We start from the raw sequence: 20,930 nt of genomic DNA on the forward strand, positions 1-20,930 counted from the left end.
GCAAGCTTAGGCGTAGATTTGATCGGCGGCTTGGGAAAGGGGCGATGCCGGAAGATGGATCGTCACCGTCAATCCACCGCCCGGGAGGTTGGCCAAGCTGATGTCTCCACCATGATTGCGAACGATGGATCGGGCGATGGCCATGCCGAGGCCGATGCCTCCTGTTTGTTTATTGCGGGATTCCTCCAGCCGCACAAACGGCTGAAAAACCCGTTCAAAATCCTTCTCCGGAATTCCCGGACCGCTATCTTGAATCACAATCTGAAATTCCGTGTTTTCAATGACTCCTTAATCATGATTGACTATGCCAATACCAGGCGGCGGGAAGGACATCATGCGTTTGAGGCCATCTGCCAGGCCGGCATCCGCCGGTTCCGGCCCATTCAATTAACCACCCTCCCCACCTTCGGGGGGTTGGGTCCCATGATTTTCGAAACGTCCCGTCAGGCACGGTTTATGATTCCCATGGCCATTTCATTGGGATTTGGAATTCTCTTTACCACCGCTATCATGCTCGTGCTCATTCCCTGTCTCTATCTGGTCGCGGAGGATGTGTTGGGCCTGTTCACCGTTACGGTCAAATCGCCTTCCCCGGAAAAGGTTTCGAATGAACCCGAAGCCATCGCTTCCGAGTAAGAGAGGGGCTATTTACATAACTAAAAAGCACTCTCCACATCAGCATATATACAAATGGCAAAAACAAGGGAAAGCTTTCGTGATTCAAGAACTATGCCTAATTTTCAGTAACCATTGTTCATGTTTTACCGTGTTCACGTAGCCTCCACATCCAACAACCACTCCCCAGTTCTTAATGTTTTAGCCGTTTAGAGGAGACCCTCCGGGATTGGAGTGCTCAAACAGAAAGTCGTGTGTTACTTTGGTGGTTTTTTAGAACCTAGGCCGATCGTGTCCGGATTGAGATTGGACACTACCCGACCCTCCATGACCCACGTTACGAGTTGCTTGATGCATGATTCATGATCCATTAGGTCGGTGCGAAGAATCGGGCTCCCCGAGCGCTTGGCCAGATCCAGATAAACGGCAAGATAGTACTCATGCCACTCCAGAGTTTCAGAATGTTCGTCCCCCCGGATCGCTAACCGAGCTTGTGTGATATTTAATTCCGCCCAGCAAAGTACTGTCGGGATCCAGGTATTCCATTGTGAACAAAATTCTGCAGATTCCGGAACAAATGAGGCTACGGTCATCCAGCCACGATCAAGAACAATTGGAATGTTGCCAGGCACTGAGGAAACTGCATTCTCAATTGCAGTGCTCCCGATCTTCACAAGCTCGACAACATCCCTGTTCGCACCGACTCTCAGCAGTTCGGTACCAATAGACCCGGAAAAAGGGCGTACAGCCATACCACCGAGACGAGTGGCAAGCGCAGCCGCAAGGGTACTCTTTCCAGCACCATCATGGCCATCAAGCGCAATAATAAGCCGCTCTCTCATTTGAATGGATTTAATTTCAGGACACCGGACCCGTCATTACATTCCATCCAGTAGTGACGGCCCACACCTGCCGTAAGCGTCGATTGTGCCTCACCCCGTAGTTCTAGCTGCCCTTTTGGGGATACCCGGAATCCACCGGTTTTGTTGGTTGGAGCCAAAATTACCGCATTGTTTTCCACAGCAACAGTCACTCGACACCCCTGTCCTTTTTCCATTTTTAAAGCCTTGCGCGCTGAGACAGGAAGAGTGATGATTCCGCCCGGTGACATTTTGAGTCGACGATTTTTCACAATCATTGGCTTAGATTTTTGAGCCATGGCTTTGTCTCCTTTGGTTAAAAGCTGATTTGAGGTTTCTTTGAAGGTATGGCAGCCTTACCGAATACTAATTCGTAAAGCCGCCAATACCCGGCTAAAATATCTTCAGGAGTCCCTCCGGATCTCCACAGATCCTTATCGAACGCCTCTGCATTCGCGGATGCACTACTTCGCACACGCATGCAATCCGGGCTAATCTCTCCATACAGTACGGTCCCGGTGCGATCGATAAAAAAACAAATATCGACGAGCTGCAAGCCAGCCCGGGCAAATCTTTTCTCAATCCATAAAAACGCACTTCGTGCAAGTCTCTTGGCAGCGGCAAGATCGTCAAACCACAGTGCCGCATAATCATCCGGTAACGGCTCATCAGCAAGACGATTCCCATCTTCATCATGGAGTGGATGTCGCCAATCAAAGCACACCACCGGTTCTTGAAAACGGGTCCAGCGCTGTAGAGGTAAGCCACTCTTCCGGGTGGGATGACGATCGGCATATAAATACCGATGCAATGGTGATCCAATATGAAATCGTTTGACACGCACCTCAAGATTACATACGTCTACCACTTGTTCCGCAAGAAGATATCCACTCGTTGTTTTAACGAGTCCCAGAAATGCCGAACCAAGGTGATATGGCCCGGGTTCTTCAGCCATCTTGCGAAAAATTTCCGCGGAGAATTGCGTACGAACTTCATCAGTGCGGGGAGCTACGCCGTAACGGTTATATGTATAGGAGTAGACCGTGGGTAGGAGCTTTGCGAGTGCTATCCGTGGAGTGAGCAGTCGGATCTCCTTACTATCCCCACGCACCAACAATGGTAACTTCTCGAACTCAACATCTATTTGTGCCAATACCTGCTCGATAAGACTGGCATTTGAATCTCCCGGCTCAACAAGAATTGTCTCCCCGAATGGGCCGGAAAGAACAATTCGGCCATCAAGCTTTGAGGACATTTGAGTTTTGACATGTAGATCAAGGTCCTGGCATAGATCAAGCAAATATTCAACCTCTTCTGAGCCCACTGCTGCCATCAATCAACAAGCCTCCTTTCCTCATTATTGATAAACTCATAAGTTTGAACCACGCCGAGATCGGTATTTAATGCCAATAATGCGCGGCCGGTTGCCAGTGCTGATGAGGCTAGTCCACCTAATTCGTTTCCGGACATTACTTGTTTTTGTGATTCCGGTGTATTGAATCCGATCGTAGAAAGGAGCCAATCGTGTATTTGCTCTTTTGGCAACCGCTTGCCAACCGCGCCGAACGTCCCCTTCGCAACATTAGCTGGAATCTTGACGAAATATTCATACAGGTTTCGTCGATCGGGACCAATTATTTCTGCGGTAGCCATTTCACGACTCAGCATGCCAAATTGCTGCCGTTGACGAACGACGCCGAAACTAAAATTGCGGGCCAACAATTCTGGAACCGGCTTTCTAATTACCTCAACTTCACCCCAGATACATACTCCATAATCTAAAAGGTTGTCACCCGAAAGACGCTGCATCACCAAGAACTCAGACGGAGAATAGACCCCGAGGTTCAATTCTTTACCTTGCCAGGTCGGGGATGTTCCTGCGAGCTGTAAGAGCGCCGATTCCGGGTTGTCCACAATAACCACGGCATCAATATCCGCAAATTGATTACTTAAGACACTTGATCCATACACCACAACTGCCTTAAGCCTGTGGCCAAGTTTTTGCCGCAATCCTTCTATGAATTCAAACCTCCCATCGGTATATGATGACAGACAAGACTTTCGCATGACTTCCACGATTCCCGTCTGGGGTGCGATAAGCCTCCAAGCCTCCATGAAAACCGCACGTAGAGCAAAAAGCCGCGTCACGTCGTTAGAACTATCCACCGCCAGGGTGGAAACCCGATCGTGCAATCCCAGTGGTGTCAACTCCATCGCCGCCCCGGAGGCAGATAAGGTTCCAGCATCCCAAAGTCGATCAAGCTTGCTTCCTATTGTTCCTGAAGAAAAGCGATGCTGGACGATGGCGGCCGAAAGTGTTACCCCTGACAAGAATAATACTGACTGCAGCCAAAGCCGTGATAGAGCATGGAACCCGGTAGGTAAACTGGCATCTTTCCATTCCAACGGTTCAACTAATGTTGGACAATCCGTATTGACCGAAATAAAAAAGCGTGGGTGGAATAATGATGACCATTGTACTAGCTCCGGAGTGATTACCCTGGGATTGGGCATTTTCAAAGCCACCGCCCAACGGAGCAAAACAATCAACTCCTCGGCATTGACCTCGCGGTTCACCAGCATATAAGACAGTGTGTACGGTTCCCTACGCCATGTTGGTGGCCGAACCACCGATCGAACGTTTACCTCAATATCAATAGGCGGTTTGCCAGGATTGAATATCACAGTAATCATAGGGTTTTCGCCTGTCATCGGGCTTTCTGTGCGGATCGGCAAAACCACCCTCCTGCTCGCTCCAACGCTCATACACCAGACTGATATAGACTAGGGCGATTTTTAGTCAATTGACGGAATTAGTCAAGCTTTTGGCCTAAAAAATGGAACAATGGAATAGCGGATATGGAAAGGTTTTTTATTGTTTTTTGAGGTCTGTCCTTGCGAGCTTGCCCCCTCTTTCGCCTTCACTCATCTCTTGCATTGCGGAAGAATTCGCTGTCCTACTTCTGGCTCCAGGCCCTAACTGAAAAGTACTTGAATGGTTTTTCAATGCCAGGTTTCGGCCCTGCAGCCCATGGGCCGATTTGAAGGAAAGTGTAGGGAAAAATCTGTGGAGTTTTCGCCGTATATGACGAAATCTCCTTTGGGCTTCACTCAACTATCCTCAGGCGGACCAGTCCGATGGCGCATGGCAAGCTGACCCCAAACATGACCCCAAGCACATTTCTTCGCCCTGATGTTTTTTGCCTGTCTGATCATTTCCGAGTAGACTGTGGCACAGTCCGAAATCAAAAGGTTTCTGTTGAATATTTCAAAAAAAACGCCCGTAATCACCCAACAGGGATTCGATATTAATGGTCGACGGGAATGATTAGAACAGTCGTTCAGGCCTGTTCCGAGTCATGCCGAAGGAAAGGCCGCGGCCGTTTTGGGACACGGAGCGTACTTTTAGTAGGTGAGCACGACAAAATGGCGAAAACGCCGCTGGCGGCATTTTCAGCATTCCCAGAATAATCCACCCCTGTTGTGCCGGATTTGATGAAAAAAAGAGGAATTGAAACACTATGAAATTTGCAAAATATCCCATTTCAGATGCTTTAAAAAACAACCTGTCCCGACTCGGGTTTGTAAAAACCACGGACATCCAATTTAAAGCCATGCCCTCGATCATGGCGGGGGAAGATGTTCTGGCCATCGCCCAAACAGGAACAGGGAAAACGGCAGCATTTGCCATCCCGATCATCAATCAGATTGACCAATGGAAAAGGAGTCAGCGCTCCGAGGGGATCCAATGTATTGTCATGGTGCCCACGCACGAACTGGCGATGCAGATTGGAGAAGTCTTTGCCCAGCTTTCTAAGCAGACCAAGGTCAAGGCGTTTGCCATGTATGGGGGCGTGGAGCAGAACCCGCAGATACAAACACTTCAGAATGGCATCGATGTACTCATTGCGACACCCGGTCGACTGTTTGACCTGATCAGTCAGGGGTATGTTCGGCTGAACCGGGTCCAAACCCTTGTGTTGGATGAAGCTGATCACATGCTCGATCTCGGATTTATTGGTGATATTCATGCGATCAAAAAAAAGCTGCCACACAAACATCAAACGCTCTTTTTCTCAGCAACCATTAATGCCGAGATCAAAAAACTGGCCTATTCTCAGGTGAGGCATTCAGCTATCCGGATTCAAATCTCCCCCGACAATCGTGTCTCCAAAAATGTCTCTCACTATGTGATGTTCGTTGAAATGGATGATAAACGGTTTTTCCTGGAGCGGTTCCTGAACGATAATCCTGAGAGCCGGGTGATCGTGTTTGTCAGGACGCGGGTGCGCGCTGAACGGGTTGCCAGGGCAATGGGTCGTGTCGGAATAGAAACGCTGACCATTCATGGGGAAAAGGATCAGCATGACCGGGCAGCGGTCATGAACGCTTTTAAAACAGGTGCCTGTCGGGTTTTAATTGCCACAGATGTCAGCGCACGCGGCATCGACATTCCGGATGTCCATTATGTGGTGAACTATGACCTGCCGGATAAGGCAGAAAACTACGTGCATCGTGTGGGAAGAACCGGGCGGGGCGTCAAAAAGGGGATTGCGATTTCGTTCTGCAGCAGAGAAGAAAAGACACAACTTGAGGAGATTCAGGTGTTTTTAGATCAAGAGATCGAGGTCGTCAAAATCACCAAAAAGGATTATGCCTTTACGGTGACACATCCCAGCGGGGAACTCAGTTTGGAAGAGTTGTTAAAAGAAATTGAGGAGGAAGAGGAAAATAAAAACAAGAAAAAAAGAAAACCTCAAAAGAAGAAAAAAAAGACCTAATGGTTCGTTAAAGAATAGGAATCAATCAAAATTTTTGTGGGCTGAGGATACGTTTCCCGCTCAGGTGGCCTAACATTCCAGTACCGCCCCTCAACCAACCTCCTCAATAACACGTTGAGTGCTCCCCACCCATTGTATCTATCGCCGGGTTTCGGCCCGGCAGCCGAGGTCCCTTCGGCTTGGCTCAGGGCAGGCCTTTTGTTTCGGCAAAAGGACCCAAAACCATTGACGCCCAGTTCGGCCTCTTTAGATTAAGCGGACGCAGGAAATAGGAGAGCGGGCCAACTCGCCAGGCTCAAACAAGGCTCGCCAATGCTTGAAGAGCGTAAGCCAATAAGACCGAACAGCAGGCGTTGATTCAAAGAAAAGTGTAGGAAGATATCTGTGGGGTCTATCTGAGATTATGTCCTGTGCCAAACAATCCGCTTTCGGCTTCACTTAACTACCACCAGCGGTATCCGCTATCATATTGCAAGACCTAACTACAGGCGGATAAATTGGGCCAGTCAGGCCGAGAACCCGCTAGTTCGCTGCACGAAATACTCAGTAATCACGTAAAGCTTTTTCCGCTGCAATATCTTGATCGACACACGCCTTAACCATATTCCAACCGTATGACCCCATTTGGGATTGTCAACGCGCTACGATCGATTTGTAGTCAACAGCATAACTTTGTAATGCAGTCTGTGCTTCAATATCTTGATCTACACAACCTTTCACCATATTCCAACCGTAGGGCAGCATTTGTCCCTTACAACGTTCAAATAGCTCTTTGGATTCACTTGGATATTTCAATAATGCGTTGAAAGCAACGAGGTCTTGGTCTACACACGCTTTAACCATTGTGCTACCGTATTCACTCATTTGCGCACGACATCTTTCGATTATGTCGTCCCCTAGGACTCCGTGTGTTGTTTTGTCTCCCAGGGAATGAGAATCTCCTGCGGAGAGCAATGAAGCTGCTAGGCCAGCTGCGGAAGGAAAATCCATATTGACACCCTACACATGTGATCGAATCATGTAGTCAAGAATGTCCATTTCCTTTTGACCTGTTTCCTTACGAAGTGCAACAAGGGTGCTACCAGCCCGTGAGTAGTTCTCCTCCGTCTTAGGTAATTTGTAGAGTTCGATCACTCTATCGAGACGCTCCTTGATCTGTGTCTTCGAGTAATTGCCCTTGAAGGCGATTACCATCTGATCAAGGGGATCCTCGGGCAGGTTGCCAGATTGCCCCTCTCTAGGCAATACGGTAAGCAATAAGGTCAGAGACAATCCAAAAACAACCCATCTGGGCATCGTTCTCCTCCTCCGATACATGAGTCGTTTCTCCTCACTAATAATGATTAGGGGGACCAGCTTCAGCTGGGGAAATTCGATTTCCTGTCCAAGTTCTTAGGGTCACCCATTAGAAGGCTCCGGTCAAGTGGGCACAGATCTCCTCTGGTTCTGAACGTTCTCAATGACTCCGACAACTTCCCCTCACCATCACCAGCCACTCCTTTTCACTGCGTCCGAGTTTTCTCTGGTTGTGGTGTCGACTTCGTATTCTGAGTCGCACCAGTCACCCATCAGGATCAAGGCAAGACGCGGAAGCGCTCCCGCCCCTGGCCACTCGTTGGCCCCAGAAAACCGTTGGTACCCAAGCATGTCCATCCGAGGCGATCACAGATCTCGTGGTTGCCATGTGGCTCCAACCTCTTCTTGGCTCACGCCTGAGGCAGCTCAGGAATCCTCACTGGTTCCGTGAGGAGAAACCAAGGGCAGGTGGCTGTCCAATCAGATCTCGTGGTTCTCCCAACCCCAATTCGAGCTCAGCCGTCCTGCCCAATCGTCATGCCGTCTGTACCGTAAACGCCTTATTGAGTTCGAATGGGACCTGATCGCGCAGCACGTAATAGCAAGCCCGCGCGAGTTTATGAGCCACCGCCTTGATGGCCACCACCCCATGCGTCTTCGCTTTCTTGCGCTGATAAAAGCGCTGAATGTCCGGATAATACCGCACGGCGAAATTGGCCGCTTCAAGAAACGCCCACGCTAAATACTTATTGCCATTCTTGGTGTTACCCTGGCCTTTGCGTTTGCCATTGCTCAGTTTGGTGCTGTTCACGCAACGACAATAGGACGCCCATTGTCCCACCGTGGGAAATCGCCGCATCTCACCCGCTTCGAGCATGATGGTCAAGGCTAAGGTCTGACCAATCCCGGCCACGGTGAGTAACTGCCGAAAGGCGGGGCGCAGGGAAAGGCGGGCCTTGATGGTGCGTTCTAATTCCGTAATCTGGTCGGCCACGCAGCGCATCACGGTCAGGGTACTCGTCACCGCTAAGGCCAATTCGGCGGTCGGCAGAACATGTGGCACCTCCTCCACAGTCAAAGTTTTAATGCGATTGCCGGTGAGGGAAGTGCCCGTATTCCGCGTGACCAAATTTTGAATACTGAGAAGATTGCTCGTCTTCTGCCGGACTAATTGACTCCGTTTCCGCAGCAAGTCACGGATCGCTCGCTCTTCTTTCGGATAGATGTAGCCTGTGGGGAGAATGCCCAAGCGTAGGAGCTGGGCTAACCACCGCGCATCGCTGTGATCAGTGGTATGCTTAAGCCCATCGTATTGTTGAATGGCCGTCGTGTTGGCCAAGTGCACCGAGTAGCCGGCCTCCATGAGGCCATCGACCAACCAATACCAATTGTAGGTGGATTCCACAACGAGTCCGTGAATCCTGGATTGAAAAGGACAGAGCTGAGCAAGAATGTTCGGCAAGTCATTGGGCATTCGCTTTTCGTACACAACTTGTTCCTGGTCATCGACCAGTACAATCACAGTGTTGTTAGCATGGAGATCAATCCCGCCGTATAAGTTCGTCATGGCTCCTCCTTGGGTTGGAAAGGCGAAGAGATGCTTGACTCATCTCCCAACTGTACCGCCCAAGCGTGGAGCCTTCTAGATGATTATCAGGTCTTGCAATCATGCAATCCGCTTTCGGTTTCACTCAACTATCCCAAAGCGTGACCATCCACTCTCATATTGAAATATCTGATTCCAAGCATATTAGACGCCATTCAATTGCGATTTCTGACGGCCATGATTTTTGAAATATCAGGAACCTACATGCTCATGGTTTCTTGAGTATCGGCATCACAGCTTTCCCTGCCTGAGCACCCATCTCGTAAAACAAGCCACAAGTGGCGAAGAAGATTCTTGGTCAATTGATAAAAATGTCAAGGCGTAAGATGTCACTACGAGTTAAGGATGTTTCAGCAGAATATCGCATTTGAAAATCCGCTTTGTCTTCCCGATCCGACGCCTGCCGATCGGCCCCAGGGTCTGATGCTCCCATGAATCGGCGGACCTTGTTTGAGCAGAGCGAGTTGGTCCGCCCCCCATTTATTTGCATCAGACCCATCCAAATGAGGCCGAACGGGGCGTCAATGGTTTTGACCACTTTTGCCGAAACAAAAGTGGTTCGGCTGCCAGGCCGACCCCCGGCAAAAAAATTCATTGAAGCTTACAACCACTTTTCTTTAGACCCCGGGACTATGAACCTGCAACCCCACCTCCTTTAGCCAATGTTCCACCGAGAGGCACCACTCTCAACAATTGATTTGCCCCCCGGTCTTCACTCTGTTGCGCGTTTAGTCTCCGTCTGACGATAACTGAACCAGTAGCTTACCAAACGGTTTCCGAGTTCCCTACCGCCGCAATTCTGTTAGAATCTACCACCACGGCTAATGAGACTCTGGACCATCTCAATTCTTACGGTGAAGCTTCCTTCATCCGCCTCGCGGGAACTATCTTGATCAGGCAAGATTCCGGAGTTTTCCTGCATCTGAGGCGCATTCGCTTGATCGCCGCTCCGGACGTTAAGCAATCCGCTCGTCCATCGATCTGCAAGAACTTTACCTTCCGGGTTTGCCTGAAACCTGTTGGCCAATCAACGAATCCTTTAGTTTTTCCCCTCGAGATTGAAACCGTCGTGCCGGGCGGCAGTGATTCTGCCGTAATAGCCCTATTGGGAGAACTCCTTTCTTCCTCTTGGGCTTTCTCCTGGTATGGGTTCCATAGAGCGCCATGGGAGGATTGCGTCAGCCTTCCCTGGATGCTCTGTTACCACCATTTCCATCTTTTGGCCTTCCCCCTTTTTCGAAACCTTCGAGATGCTTTGTACATATGCTTTCTTAGTCAGTCTGCCGGCTCTCTATAAACCTGCCAAATTCGGCTACTGGCCTTCTGTGTGTTGGGAAGAAATTCCTTGTCAAACCAGTCCTTCAGCTGCCTCGGGGTTTTGCGGACAGACTGACCGTCCTGAATTTCAAAGTACTCGCGAGAACTGCCTCCCGAAGTGACGTGAACTGCGATTAGGAACGTGTGAAAACTCACCGCGCTGGCCAGAAAAAAATACCATCCGTCGCCAGCATCAGACAGTCGATCGAACACTGATACCGGATCCTGCGCGTGGTGGCCTTTGTCGGCGGAGCCAGTCCAACGGAGCACGGTAATGGGTCCGACCAAGCCCTCCAGACGTAATTCGGACGCCATGATGGAGAGCGTGCCGCCACCATGAGCTTGCTTCTTTTCTTTACGTTCCTTAGCAACCTTTGAGTAGCGTTTTAGGGCATCGGCGAGCCGGCCCTTTTCGTCCGAGAATAGTTCCGGCAGACCTTCGTGAGCCAGAAAATTCAGACATTGGCCGAATTCGGTGGCCTTAGCAGCCTTGGATAGTCGCTTGTGGATCCCGCTGCCCACTTTTTCGTCGAAGCGGCCACGGGCCGATTCCTTTTTATCCGATTGGGGAACCACGTCGGTAACAATTTCGATCATTTTGTTCATCTTCGCCGAATGGCCGAACGACGGCCAGAGCACCAGAATCCATTCCATCATTTTAATCTGACTAACTGACCGGCCATCGAGCATTTGTTTGAGTTTCGCCTGGTCGGCGACAGAGAGAGACGCGCCGCCCCCCTTGCGGACATCCTTGACGAAATCAGTGGCCTCCTTGGCGAGCGACTTGCTCTTTCCCGAGCCGGAAGACTTCCCGCCTGAAGGTGCCTTGACCATCGGACTGACCATGGTCCGAAAACCGGTCCATTCGTCGGCCAGCTGGTGGAAGTTGGCCTCTTTGGGATCGAGCGCGCGCCCCGTATCTCCGGCCATTCGCTCGGGATGATGCATAAAAAAGACGAGATTGGTGAGGTCATCGATACCCTTGATGCCACCATCAATCGCCTGGCTTACCGCCAACGGCCAGAGCACGCCGCCTTTGTGAAATGTGGATCGGGTATCGACAGGAAATTTGGCTAAGCTAAACATGATGGTCCTCCCGTTTCAGGTAGAACGATGAAAGTGTTTGCCTGAGTCATCGTGCTATCTCAGTCGTTGAAATAGGGATATTGAGTGGGCACGTAACAATCAAACAAGGTTCTGCTCCATCTATTTGTGGGCCTCCAGTTCAGGTTTATAAAAAAGCTGTATTCCCCTCCCTGGAGACATTTCACCTTGCCTGGACTAACGCACATTGCTCAATCTTCTTACCCAATATGGCTATTCCTCACTTCATCAGAGGTCGGTCCCTCATGGTTTCCCTATGAATCTTTTGGTTCGCCTTTGCCTCATACTATTCGCTCACATGTGCTTTCCGTGCACCGCCTTTGCCCGCAATTGTCTCTGTGCCAATCTGATGGCCAGAGCTTTGTGCCCTTTTTTCTGCGGCTTCGGTTTGCCTATGAAGTGAGCGATGAAAAACGGTGCTGCCTTTTGCGGTTTTCGTTTCAGAGACTTAATGGATGCAATCACCGACTCAGAGTGAACCTTCGGCAACTGAGCCTCCCTCGGGTTGTCCACAGCAAGAGATGCCGCGTCATAGAGGGCATCGATATCCTTCTCCAGGGTATTCCGCCATTCATCAAGCTTCCCAACCGGAATCGGCTCATAGACTTTGATGTTATTGGTCACCAATTCAAGATCGTTCAACGCGGCGTCGTACCGTATCACAAGCTGAGCCGCCTCATTGAGGACCCGCTTTTGCTTTTTGAAATCCATAAAATTTGGCGCATCCGGCAACGGAAGTGTTTTGTAGCTTGCCACCAGACAGCTGTAGGGGATCGGATTCCGAGCCACGATGTCCGGGAAGGCCTTTAAACGAGCCGTGGCTTCCTCGATGGTCGGTGTGAGGGAGGCTTCGTTGCCTTTTCCACCGCTCTGTAGCATGGCCACACTGAACTCACAGGTCGACGAAGATTGCTTGACAACTTTGTCTACACTGACACTCACCGATCCACCGCCGACTAGGAATTGGACGCCAGCCTTCACATCGGCGCCGACTTTGCGGGCCACATCCCTCGAACTTGAGGTAATGCTGATCACGATGTAGAACTGGCCGCCGTTCTGAAACCCTCTGACAAAGGAATCCCCATAGGCTTCTCTGAACCGGTCAGCCTGGCCCTTGGAAAGCAGTGCGGCGGCGTCTGACAAGAGGCTCGGGTGCAAAGTCTGCAAGAAGCTGTTAATCACGGTGCAGCTTCCCACAACGTAGATGGACTGGGTGTTGACGTGCAAGGACTTCGAAAATTGGAACTTGGCACTAGCACTGCCAAACATGTATCTCGCGTTGGCTTTCACATCGACGTCGAGCGCATCATAGAAGTCTTCGACCGATTCAACCATGCTGTAGTTGTATGAAACGTTCTGACCGCCTGCCTGGGTGACAGGTTGAACGCCTCCTGGTTTGACCCCAATGCCCATGGGTATGCCAGTTGACTCATCCACGCCGACGCCAAAATCAAACCCTTGGTTATAGTCCAGCATTTCTGTACTCATCTGGTTCCTCCTTTATTGGTTATCTGCTGCCCTTCCCTTGGAATTTGGTATCCACAAAAGCCCATGGCCTTTTAGTAAAAAGTCCAAAAGCAGATCCTATGCCACATCCCTTCCAAATAAAGCGCTTGGATTTATTTGCCTTAGCGATGCCTTTTGAGAATTGAATATTCAGTGGCTGTATCTAGATGGATACCGCTGTGTATCGCATCAGATACCGAAAATTTTGGAAGAGATGGTTGCTGGCCTCTACCATTCACAGGGACTGGGCATGATGGGCTAGCCAGGAATTCCTGGACACCGGGTTCAGTAGACCGTTGGCCCCTAAGCTCGCCAACGCCTCACTCACTCGTCTTCCGTTCAGTCAGACGTCTTCCACCATCTGGAGGATCGCGAGGTTTGGTATGCTCATCAATCCTCCTCCATCTTCACTTCACATTCTTCTCTTATCTACCTGGCAGATAATCAGGGATTCATTGAATACAACCTCCTTGAGTCTTTTGTCCTCGCCCTGCGGCCGTCCGAGATCTGAGGCATTGAAGCATGCACGTTCAGGATTCCGGTCACTCAGCATCATTGATGAACATCGCATGGGCTATCGCAGTACTCTTGATCGGTCAGTTGCGCTTTCACAACTGAAACGCCAGCAAAGCACGAAAAGGCATATCCAACTCTGTCTTGAATGTTTCGGCCGGGATGGATGGCCAATACTTATGGAGTGGGGAATTGCTAACCCGGACGGAAGGGATTTTTCTTGAATCAATCTCCCCGAAGTGACACTCAATACCCCAATGCTATTTTCCTTTTGAGTTCTTCAGAAATATGACGTCGAGGTAGAAGGAAAATCCTTGCATGAATTTTCCCATTCATCCCAAAGGTGAGGTAATTTCTCACATGAGTATTAAAAATTTGAGCGTAAGAATATTAGAAATTCGAGGGCGATCACACACAAGAACATGCGTATCTGATTCGATACGACGTGTATCGTCATTGATACGCGCAACGCATGTGGAGGCGAGAGCAGCAGTATCACCAAGAATGTGAAGATGATGGCCAATACGAGCTATTAATTGGTTTCCGAAAATGTCTCTCTCGCACACCCGTTTTGAGGGGAATGGGTTTTGCTTATCCGAGCAACACAGAGGATGTTTAGGAATGAGTAAATGAACGGAACGTTCGCAATGGATAAGTAAGGTAAGAAAGGGATCACGCTATGAGAATGTCTCGTAAAATTTTCATGTCAACACTCTGCGGAATGTTCATCGCGATGAGTTTCTGTGGGACAGTGGACGTGTGGGCTCAGTTGACCGGTTCAGAAAAACTGGTGCCGGTAGTATGGAATAACGGCAAGGTCTATTTCTTCCAGGGAAAGGAGTATGCCCGATACGACATCGCCCAAGACAGGGCGGACAGTGACGATGGCAATGGCAATGCATACCCTCGCCCTATCCGAAACAACTGGCCTGGACTTTTTGAGGAAAACATGGACGCGGCAGCCTTCTGGCCTGCGCCGCCTCCGGGAGGAGCAGAAATCAAGACGGTCGCCTACTTCTTCAAAGGCAATCAGTTCATGAGGTATGACGTTGATGCTGATCGCGCGGATGCGGCGGATGGTGCCGGCCGGGCCTACCCACAGCCGATCTCATTGAAGTGGCCTGGGATCTGGACAGATCGGGTGGATGCCGTTGTGGTTTGGCCTGTCCCGAGGAGCGGCAGGACCGTCGCGTACTTTTTCCGGGATGATCAGTATATCCGCTTTGATGTGAAGAGGCATCGAGCTGACCCGGGCTACCCGAAGCCCATTGCGGGCAATTGGCCAAATTTCAAGTTTCCAGGTGGAATCGACGGCGCGGTGGCCTGGCCGATGAAGATCGAGGGGAAGTCGGTTGTGTATTTTTTTAAAGGCAATCAGTACATGCGGTACGACGTTGATGCGGATCGGGCCGACGATCAAACCGGGGGAGGGCTGGGCTATCCTGCCCTTGTTGCCGGGAATTGGCCAGGGCTCCTCACCACACCGGGAGGAACGGATGCCCTTGCAGCCTTTGCCCAGGAATGCGATCAGGCCATCGGCGTGTCTGTTCCCGACTTCGATGTCGACAGCCCTTTGGGGACAACGGTTCCAACCGATCATCTCACTCCGGCTACTGCGACCTATCCAGACGGCACCTGTGATCGTCCGAACGTGCTCAACGGAAAATGCGATCGTGGCAGCCGCTTCCGGGTGCTGATCAATACGCCAGACGCCTATGTGGTGGCGCATGCCCGAAAGATGGGCCTACCTCAAGGGCAGTATGGCGACGTGGCCATCATCCAGCACAATAAAGTCAACGGCAAAACCTGTTTTTATCAGGGAGCACTGGAAGACTTTCACTTGAGCCATGATGGTAAGGTCAAGGCGCCTTCCAGGGGAGTGGGCAATCCAGCTTTCTGGATGACACCGTCACAAATTGTCAACAGTAAATTCCCCTGTGTCAGTTGCCATGACAACGGGCCAATCATCCGATCCCCGTATCTCGCCCAGATATCCGGCCCCAACCAACTGCCCGGTGCGGGGGATGTCACCTTCAACAGCGACCCCGAGCCCTATTCCTTTGTCGGCGCTGATTTCGCCTCGTGGAAAGCCTATAAGGTTGAGGTCAGCGACAATCAATGCAACGGCTGTCATCGCATGGGGGTCAACAACGTGAGTAACACCGGCATCGTCGGGAACAATGGCACAGCGCTTGATTTAGGTATCAAGGCCACAGCCCTTTCCCAGGAGAGTAAGCACCCCCACTCAGCCACATCACCGATATGGATGACGCCCGGGCAGATCACCTTTGACCAAGGGACGGCTGATGCTGCACTGGCAATTAAGCAATGCGCCGAGCAGTTCCGTGCGGGAATGCCATTCCTGCCCAATTCGCCAAGGTGTAAAATCACGCAGTTTACGACACCATAGACCCCATATCGTTGACGATCGAACGGAGGGTAAGAGTCGGCAATTGAGTAGATCAGTCAGGTTGAGAAACAGGTGAAGTTGAAAAGGGTTTATTGTGATTTCTTTAAGCCTTAATTCACATCGCCCTCAAAAGAGAAGGTGCTTTAGCGTGTGGGCATGCGACGGAGGATCAGCTCTTTTTTCCTTTCCCACATACGCTGTAGTCTCAGTCGGCTGGTGGCGTTCCGGGCTGGGAGACAAACCGTGCAAAACAAAAATCAATGAAAATTTAACCTGGGAAGATTCATTTTCAATAGTGACGAACATATTCTATAAAAATTTATTTCTTCTACAATCCAATATTCTGCCTCATGTTTTGTGACATAATTTTTGGCAGCCTTAAGGCACATCCCATAAGCGGGGTAAAGCTCTCGAAGTAAGGAGACAAAAACCATTTGAGCTTGCTTGGACTTCGAACGAGCGCTAACTTTCGGAAGTGAATTCATATGTCGGTTAAGGCGATCCCTCTCAACAGCGTAGGACGTGTACTCTAAAATTATCAAACAGGTCTGTACTAAACTTCCGCAAACAATCCAATCCTGTGGGGTAAACGTTAATTCCCTAGTAGGTACAACAGCCTTTTTGAATAACTTAAAATATTGATCTTGATGAGCAACGATATCAAAAAGTCGCTCTATAAAACGATCATAGCCCCGCTCTCGGTAGTAGCTCTGCTCGAATATGTCTTGGCCTAGTGGATTTGTTAAATCACATAATCGGGATAGTCGGAAAGCAAATGCTTTGTTTTTGCGAAACAAACCATAGTTACTGCGAATTGCCGGCTTCACGGAAACGAAAAAGACTTTCCCCGTAGAAATCTCTGCAATGCATAGGAAAACGGGCTGTTGAAGTCCCATCCAATAGTTCACGGTCTGCTTTTTAATAGGTCGAGAGCGAAACCAATCCGTGAGGTCTTGACGGCTTCCGCCACTCCATTTTGGCCGTTCCATTGCTTTGAGCTGAACGGCTGCAACGTGCCCCGTGACTAACTGATTTTCACCAACCATCTCAATAAGACAATCTATGCCATAATCCCTTTCGTCAATTTTTCTGCACAGCCATTTCCGCGGCAGTGCTTCAAAGAGAATACGGTAGGAATCAGTCTCGAAATAATGACTTTTTGACCTCTTGGGGAATGTCATAACGGGTAGCTGAATAGGGCCGTTGCCGAGTTCCTAATCTAAAAGGTCCCACGCACAGGGAAGAACCATCCAATTTGTTCCCGTAAATTGATCAGCCACACGTTAATCATAAATTCTCTCCTGCTGCTCACCTTCCTAAATTGGAAGCAGCCCTTTGGAATTCAAGAATGGAAACGAACCATTACGACCACGTTTGACCTGGAGTCCTCCGTTGTCACTTGATAGGCCGCCTCCCCAATAATTTCAATATCTTTGACCAAAGCCAACACCAATTGACGATCACTGTTTTAGTCAAAGCGGGTCCGGCCACGCACAAATTCAATGGCTTCGCGGGCGGCATCCAACATATGTCGAAACCGGATGAGGTCATCCTCCCTCATATTGGACCTCTGCTTCTTCCAGGATTCGCTGACGAAAATACCGGCTCAAGTCCTGAGGCGTGCGAAGATCAACCTTCCGTCCGCCCAGCAGCACTGAAAGCTCTCGTTCCATGCGCGCGATCCCGAAGAGGCCAGGGACCTGGTCGGGTTCAAACTCAACCAGCAGATCAATATCGCTTTCAGGACGAAAATCAGCACGGAGCGCCGACCCGAAAACCGCCAACCGCTGGATACCATGCTCACGGCAAAATGCAGCTATGGCGTCTTTGGGTATTGAAATTTCAGAATTCATTCCTCTACCTCCATAACTATCCAGCTTTTGATGTCCCGATTCGTCAACGCACTTGAACCCGATGCCGAGGAGCTTAGGTGGGCCATCCATCACATGCGAAATAGGACAGCCAAATTCTTCGTCAATTGAGTAGATAAGTCAAGTTGCGAAACAGGTGAAAGGGAAAAGAATGTATTGTGAGTTCCTTAAGCGAAATTTCACAATCGCTTGACCATTTGGCATAGGGAGCAGAGGAGCTCGCTCACCGGGTGGACATCCGGCGGAGGATGAGCTCTTTTTTCTTTTCCACGTAGGATGTGGCCTCCGTGGGTTGGTGCCGAAGGGGGCTGGGAATAACCGCTGCCAGGCGGGCGCCCTCATCCATAGAAAGCCGCGAGGCCGGCTTATGGAAATAACGCTGGGCGGCGGCCTCAATGCCAAACACGCCTGGTCCCCATTCAATGATATTAAGGTAGAGTTCCAGGATACGTTTTTTACTCAAGGTCGATTCCAACATCCAGGTGATGAGGAGTTCTTTGCCTTTGCGAATCGGATCACGGGAGGTCGAGAGGTATAAGTTCTTGGCCAATTGCTGGGTTATGGTCGAGCCCCCCCGAACTATCCGTCCTTTCTCCAAATTGGTCTCAATAGATTCCAGGACCTCATGCCAATCCACGCCGGTATGAGAATAAAATGTACCATCCTCGGATACCAGAATGGCCATACGAACGTGACGCGGAATGCTTGAGAGCGGCGTCCATCGGTAATCGATTTTCAGCGTGGTGCCTTGAGCGTGTGCTTCGTCGATGCGTTGCCGCATAAGCGCGGACTCTGTGGGATTCTCCGTGGGCAACCGGACGATCGAGAGAAACGGAAAGGTGAAAATCTCAAATAACACATAAAGGCCGAGAAGAATAAATATCGCTTTAAATGGAATGATGCGAATCAACCGGAATCGTCGGACACGAGGCTTTCTCTGCGAACCGATATTCCAGAGAGGTTTGGGGCGACGGGGTTTTGCGGCTTTCGGCCTTGATCGCTTCATGCTGTGTTCTTGACTGCCCTTCACCTGTCCCGACGGATACGATATGATGAGGCCCCGATGGACGGAACCAACTCGATGTTGCCCGGAGTACGTATCAATTTAACGAGACAGTTGTCCAATGATTTCTCGAAATAGTGCGATCCCATCTCACACAAACACGAGGAAGGTAAAACTCGGACCGGATTGGGTTTTATGATATCGTGGCTCCACCGGGGCACAGATTCTTCGCCATTGGCTCAGAACGACAACTCTGCCGTCATCACCGGATCGCTGGCCGGGATCTATCCGAAATAGGATCAAGATGAATTCCCGATCACCCATATCCGGAATGACGAGGATAGAGATGGATGAAGAACATGGGCCTCACCTGTTTGCTTAAGACCTGAATGGGATAATCTACATTTTCACCGCATAGGAGTGCATGATGAATGCCATGATCCTCGAACAGGACGCCGATGTCTCAACGGGTCCTTTACGGGCTCGCGATATCCCTAAACCTGAGCCGGGTCCCGGACAAGTTCGCGTCAAGGTTCATGTCTGCGGAGTGTGCCGTACTGATCTGCACGTCGTCGAAGGCGAACTCCCCCCGTCTACGCGTCCTATTGTTCCCGGGCATGAAACCGTCGGCATCGTGGATCGTGTGGGACAGGGAGTCAAACAGATCAAAGAAGGTGATCGAGTAGGAATCGCCTGGCTCCAGGGAACCTGCGGGACCTGCGAATTCTGCAAGGCCGGGCGGGAAAATCTGTGCGCACAGGCTACCTTCACCGGTTATCACGTCCACGGCGGGTATGCCGAATACGCACTGGTCTCTGAACAATTCGCCTACCCTATTCCATCCGTGTTTACGGACGAAGAGGCCGCCCCCCTATTGTGTGCCGGCATCATCGGCTTTCGTGCCTTACGCCGCAGTCAGGTGAAACCCGGACAGCGCCTGGGCTTGTACGGATTCGGTGGCTCCGCCCATATTACGATTCAAGTCGCCCGGCATTGGGGTTGTGAAGTCTACGTGTGTTCCTTACGGGAAGAACATCGCGCCCTGGCTCGTCAACTGGGAGCGGTGTGGGTCGGGACGGCCTCAGAGATGCCACCAAACTCTCTTCACTCAGCGATCATGTTTGCCCCGGCAGGTGAACTGGTGCCTCCGGCACTTCGGGCTTTGGAAAAAGGCGGCACCCTTGCCTTAGCCGGCATCTACATGACGCCCATTCCATCCTTGGACTATACACTCGATCTGTTTCAGGAGCGGACACTCCAGAGCGTCACCGCTAACACCCGGCAGGATGGATTGGACCTGTTGGAGGCCGCCGCCGACATTCCCATTCATACCCATACGGTTCCCTTTCAATTAGAAGAAGCCAATCTGGCACTCCAACAATTAAAAGCCGGAACCGTCCAGGGCGCCGGAGTCTTACATGTGCTGTAAAGGCCTAGGAGTCTGTCGGACTTAGTGGATCGAAAGCGAAACAGCGGCTGAGCGAGGCCAGATTTTGACGATTTCGCAGGCCCATAGTGAGGGCTATGGGCCAAGAAAGCGGTGAAATATGGACTGCTGAGACACTGTTGCAGCCGATTCTTCCTAAGTCCGACAGGCTCCTAACATCCTCGCTCAAAAAACAGGCCGCGATTGATATCGCCGATGCTGACCATTCCCATCAGTTTGCCGTTTTCGGCGACGGGGATTCTCCGGAAATTTTTCACACCCATGTAGGAAGCGGCCTCTAAGATCGGCGTGGTGGGCGAGACGGTCAAAGGATTCCGGCTCATCACTTCCTCAACCTTTTTTTTCAGGGCGTCCGGATATCCATCCTCCATTTCGGTGAAATCCCGGCTGTGAACATTGTCATGGATATAGTCACCAAAATTGGGGAAAAGTGGTAAGATAACGTCTCGAAGCGCCACCAACCCGATCAGATTCTCTTGTTGATCAATGACCGGGATCGCCCCGCAATGCCGACTCAACATTTTGATCACAACAGTTCGAACCGAGTCCGTCGGAAACGCCGTCAACACTCCTGTGGACATTACTTCACGTACAAGCATAC

The 20,930-nt window shown here is 50.5% G+C and carries 17 protein-coding genes; 4 read left to right on the forward strand and 13 right to left on the reverse strand.

The genetic code is table 11. The features are described 5' to 3' along the window. Positions 1-636 (forward strand): efflux RND transporter permease subunit (locus H6750_00005; GenBank protein ID MCB9772692.1); only part of this gene is annotated, 636 nt, incomplete at its 5' end. Between the two features lie 236 nt (positions 637-872). On the opposite strand, the gene H6750_00010 is transcribed toward H6750_00005, so the two are convergent. Genes H6750_00010 through H6750_00025 form a run of 4 tightly spaced genes read right to left on the reverse strand, consistent with a single transcriptional unit; the run spans position 873 to position 4,211 of the window. Continuing rightward, entirely contained in the window at positions 873-1,457 is a 585-nt protein-coding gene (locus tag H6750_00010) for a hypothetical protein (protein ID MCB9772693.1), read from the reverse strand. Then, on the reverse strand, positions 1,454-1,774 hold the full coding sequence (locus H6750_00015; protein MCB9772694.1) for an AbrB/MazE/SpoVT family DNA-binding domain-containing protein: 321 nt from the start codon (positions 1,772-1,774) through the stop codon (positions 1,454-1,456). Before H6750_00015 ends, H6750_00010 begins: the two co-directional genes overlap by 4 nt. Before the next feature lie 17 nt (positions 1,775-1,791). Beyond that, complete coding sequence (locus H6750_00020) at positions 1,792-2,808, reverse strand: hypothetical protein (protein ID MCB9772695.1); 1,017 nt, start codon at positions 2,806-2,808, stop codon at positions 1,792-1,794. After that, the gene (locus H6750_00025; protein ID MCB9772696.1) at positions 2,808-4,211 is read right to left on the reverse strand and encodes a hypothetical protein; all 1,404 of its coding nucleotides are present in this window, start codon (positions 4,209-4,211) and stop codon (positions 2,808-2,810) included. Before H6750_00025 ends, H6750_00020 begins: the two co-directional genes overlap by 1 nt. A 785-nt stretch (positions 4,212-4,996) precedes the next feature. Between H6750_00025 and H6750_00030 the strand changes: the two genes are divergently transcribed. Then, positions 4,997-6,256, forward strand: coding sequence for a DEAD/DEAH box helicase (locus H6750_00030; protein MCB9772697.1), 1,260 nt, complete (start codon positions 4,997-4,999; stop codon positions 6,254-6,256). 633 nt (positions 6,257-6,889) lie between these two features. On the opposite strand, the gene H6750_00035 is transcribed toward H6750_00030, so the two are convergent. The 5 genes from H6750_00035 to H6750_00055 form a co-directional block, all read right to left on the reverse strand. Continuing rightward, positions 6,890-7,246: a hypothetical protein gene (locus H6750_00035; GenBank protein ID MCB9772698.1), complete on the reverse strand. Its 357-nt coding sequence runs from the start codon at positions 7,244-7,246 to the stop codon at positions 6,890-6,892. A 9-nt stretch (positions 7,247-7,255) separates the two neighbouring features. After that, positions 7,256-7,552 (reverse strand): hypothetical protein, encoded by a 297-nt coding sequence (locus H6750_00040; protein ID MCB9772699.1) that lies wholly within the window; start codon positions 7,550-7,552, stop codon positions 7,256-7,258. Positions 7,553-8,087: 535 nt separating this feature from the next. Continuing rightward, entirely contained in the window at positions 8,088-9,119 is a 1,032-nt protein-coding gene (locus H6750_00045; protein MCB9772700.1) for an IS110 family transposase, read from the reverse strand. 1,314 nt (positions 9,120-10,433) lie between these two features. Continuing rightward, entirely contained in the window at positions 10,434-11,561 is a 1,128-nt protein-coding gene (locus H6750_00050; protein ID MCB9772701.1) for a hypothetical protein, read from the reverse strand. Between the two features lie 312 nt (positions 11,562-11,873). Continuing rightward, positions 11,874-13,067: a hypothetical protein gene (locus tag H6750_00055; GenBank protein ID MCB9772702.1), complete on the reverse strand. Its 1,194-nt coding sequence runs from the start codon at positions 13,065-13,067 to the stop codon at positions 11,874-11,876. Positions 13,068-14,283: 1,216 nt separating this feature from the next. Between H6750_00055 and H6750_00060 the strand changes: the two genes are divergently transcribed. Then, positions 14,284-16,008 (forward strand): hypothetical protein, encoded by a 1,725-nt coding sequence (locus H6750_00060; GenBank protein MCB9772703.1) that lies wholly within the window; start codon positions 14,284-14,286, stop codon positions 16,006-16,008. Between the two features lie 257 nt (positions 16,009-16,265). Here the strand turns inward: H6750_00060 and H6750_00065 are convergent, their stop codons facing one another. From H6750_00065 to mtgA, 3 genes are all read right to left on the reverse strand, one after another. Beyond that, positions 16,266-17,189, reverse strand: a complete 924-nt coding sequence (locus H6750_00065) for a DUF4365 domain-containing protein (protein ID MCB9772704.1) — start codon at positions 17,187-17,189, stop codon at positions 16,266-16,268. 366 nt (positions 17,190-17,555) lie between these two features. Continuing rightward, positions 17,556-17,861, reverse strand: a complete 306-nt coding sequence (locus H6750_00070) for a nucleotidyltransferase family protein (GenBank protein ID MCB9772705.1) — start codon at positions 17,859-17,861, stop codon at positions 17,556-17,558. A gap of 241 nt (positions 17,862-18,102) precedes the next feature. Further along, positions 18,103-18,885: a monofunctional biosynthetic peptidoglycan transglycosylase gene (gene mtgA, locus H6750_00075; protein ID MCB9772706.1), complete on the reverse strand. Its 783-nt coding sequence runs from the start codon at positions 18,883-18,885 to the stop codon at positions 18,103-18,105. 424 nt (positions 18,886-19,309) lie between these two features. On the opposite strand from mtgA, the gene H6750_00080 reads away from it, so the two are divergent. Beyond that, positions 19,310-20,311 (forward strand): zinc-dependent alcohol dehydrogenase family protein, encoded by a 1,002-nt coding sequence (locus H6750_00080; protein ID MCB9772707.1) that lies wholly within the window; start codon positions 19,310-19,312, stop codon positions 20,309-20,311. A gap of 170 nt (positions 20,312-20,481) precedes the next feature. Here H6750_00080 and H6750_00085 read toward each other — a convergent pair whose 3' ends face one another. After that, the gene (locus tag H6750_00085; GenBank protein ID MCB9772708.1) at positions 20,482-20,928 is read right to left on the reverse strand and encodes a CBS domain-containing protein; all 447 of its coding nucleotides are present in this window, start codon (positions 20,926-20,928) and stop codon (positions 20,482-20,484) included. Between the last annotated feature and the right edge of the window lie 2 nt (positions 20,929-20,930).

Source organism: Nitrospiraceae bacterium, from assembly GCA_020632595.1.
Lineage (GTDB): Bacteria > Nitrospirota > Nitrospiria > Nitrospirales > UBA8639 > Nitrospira_E.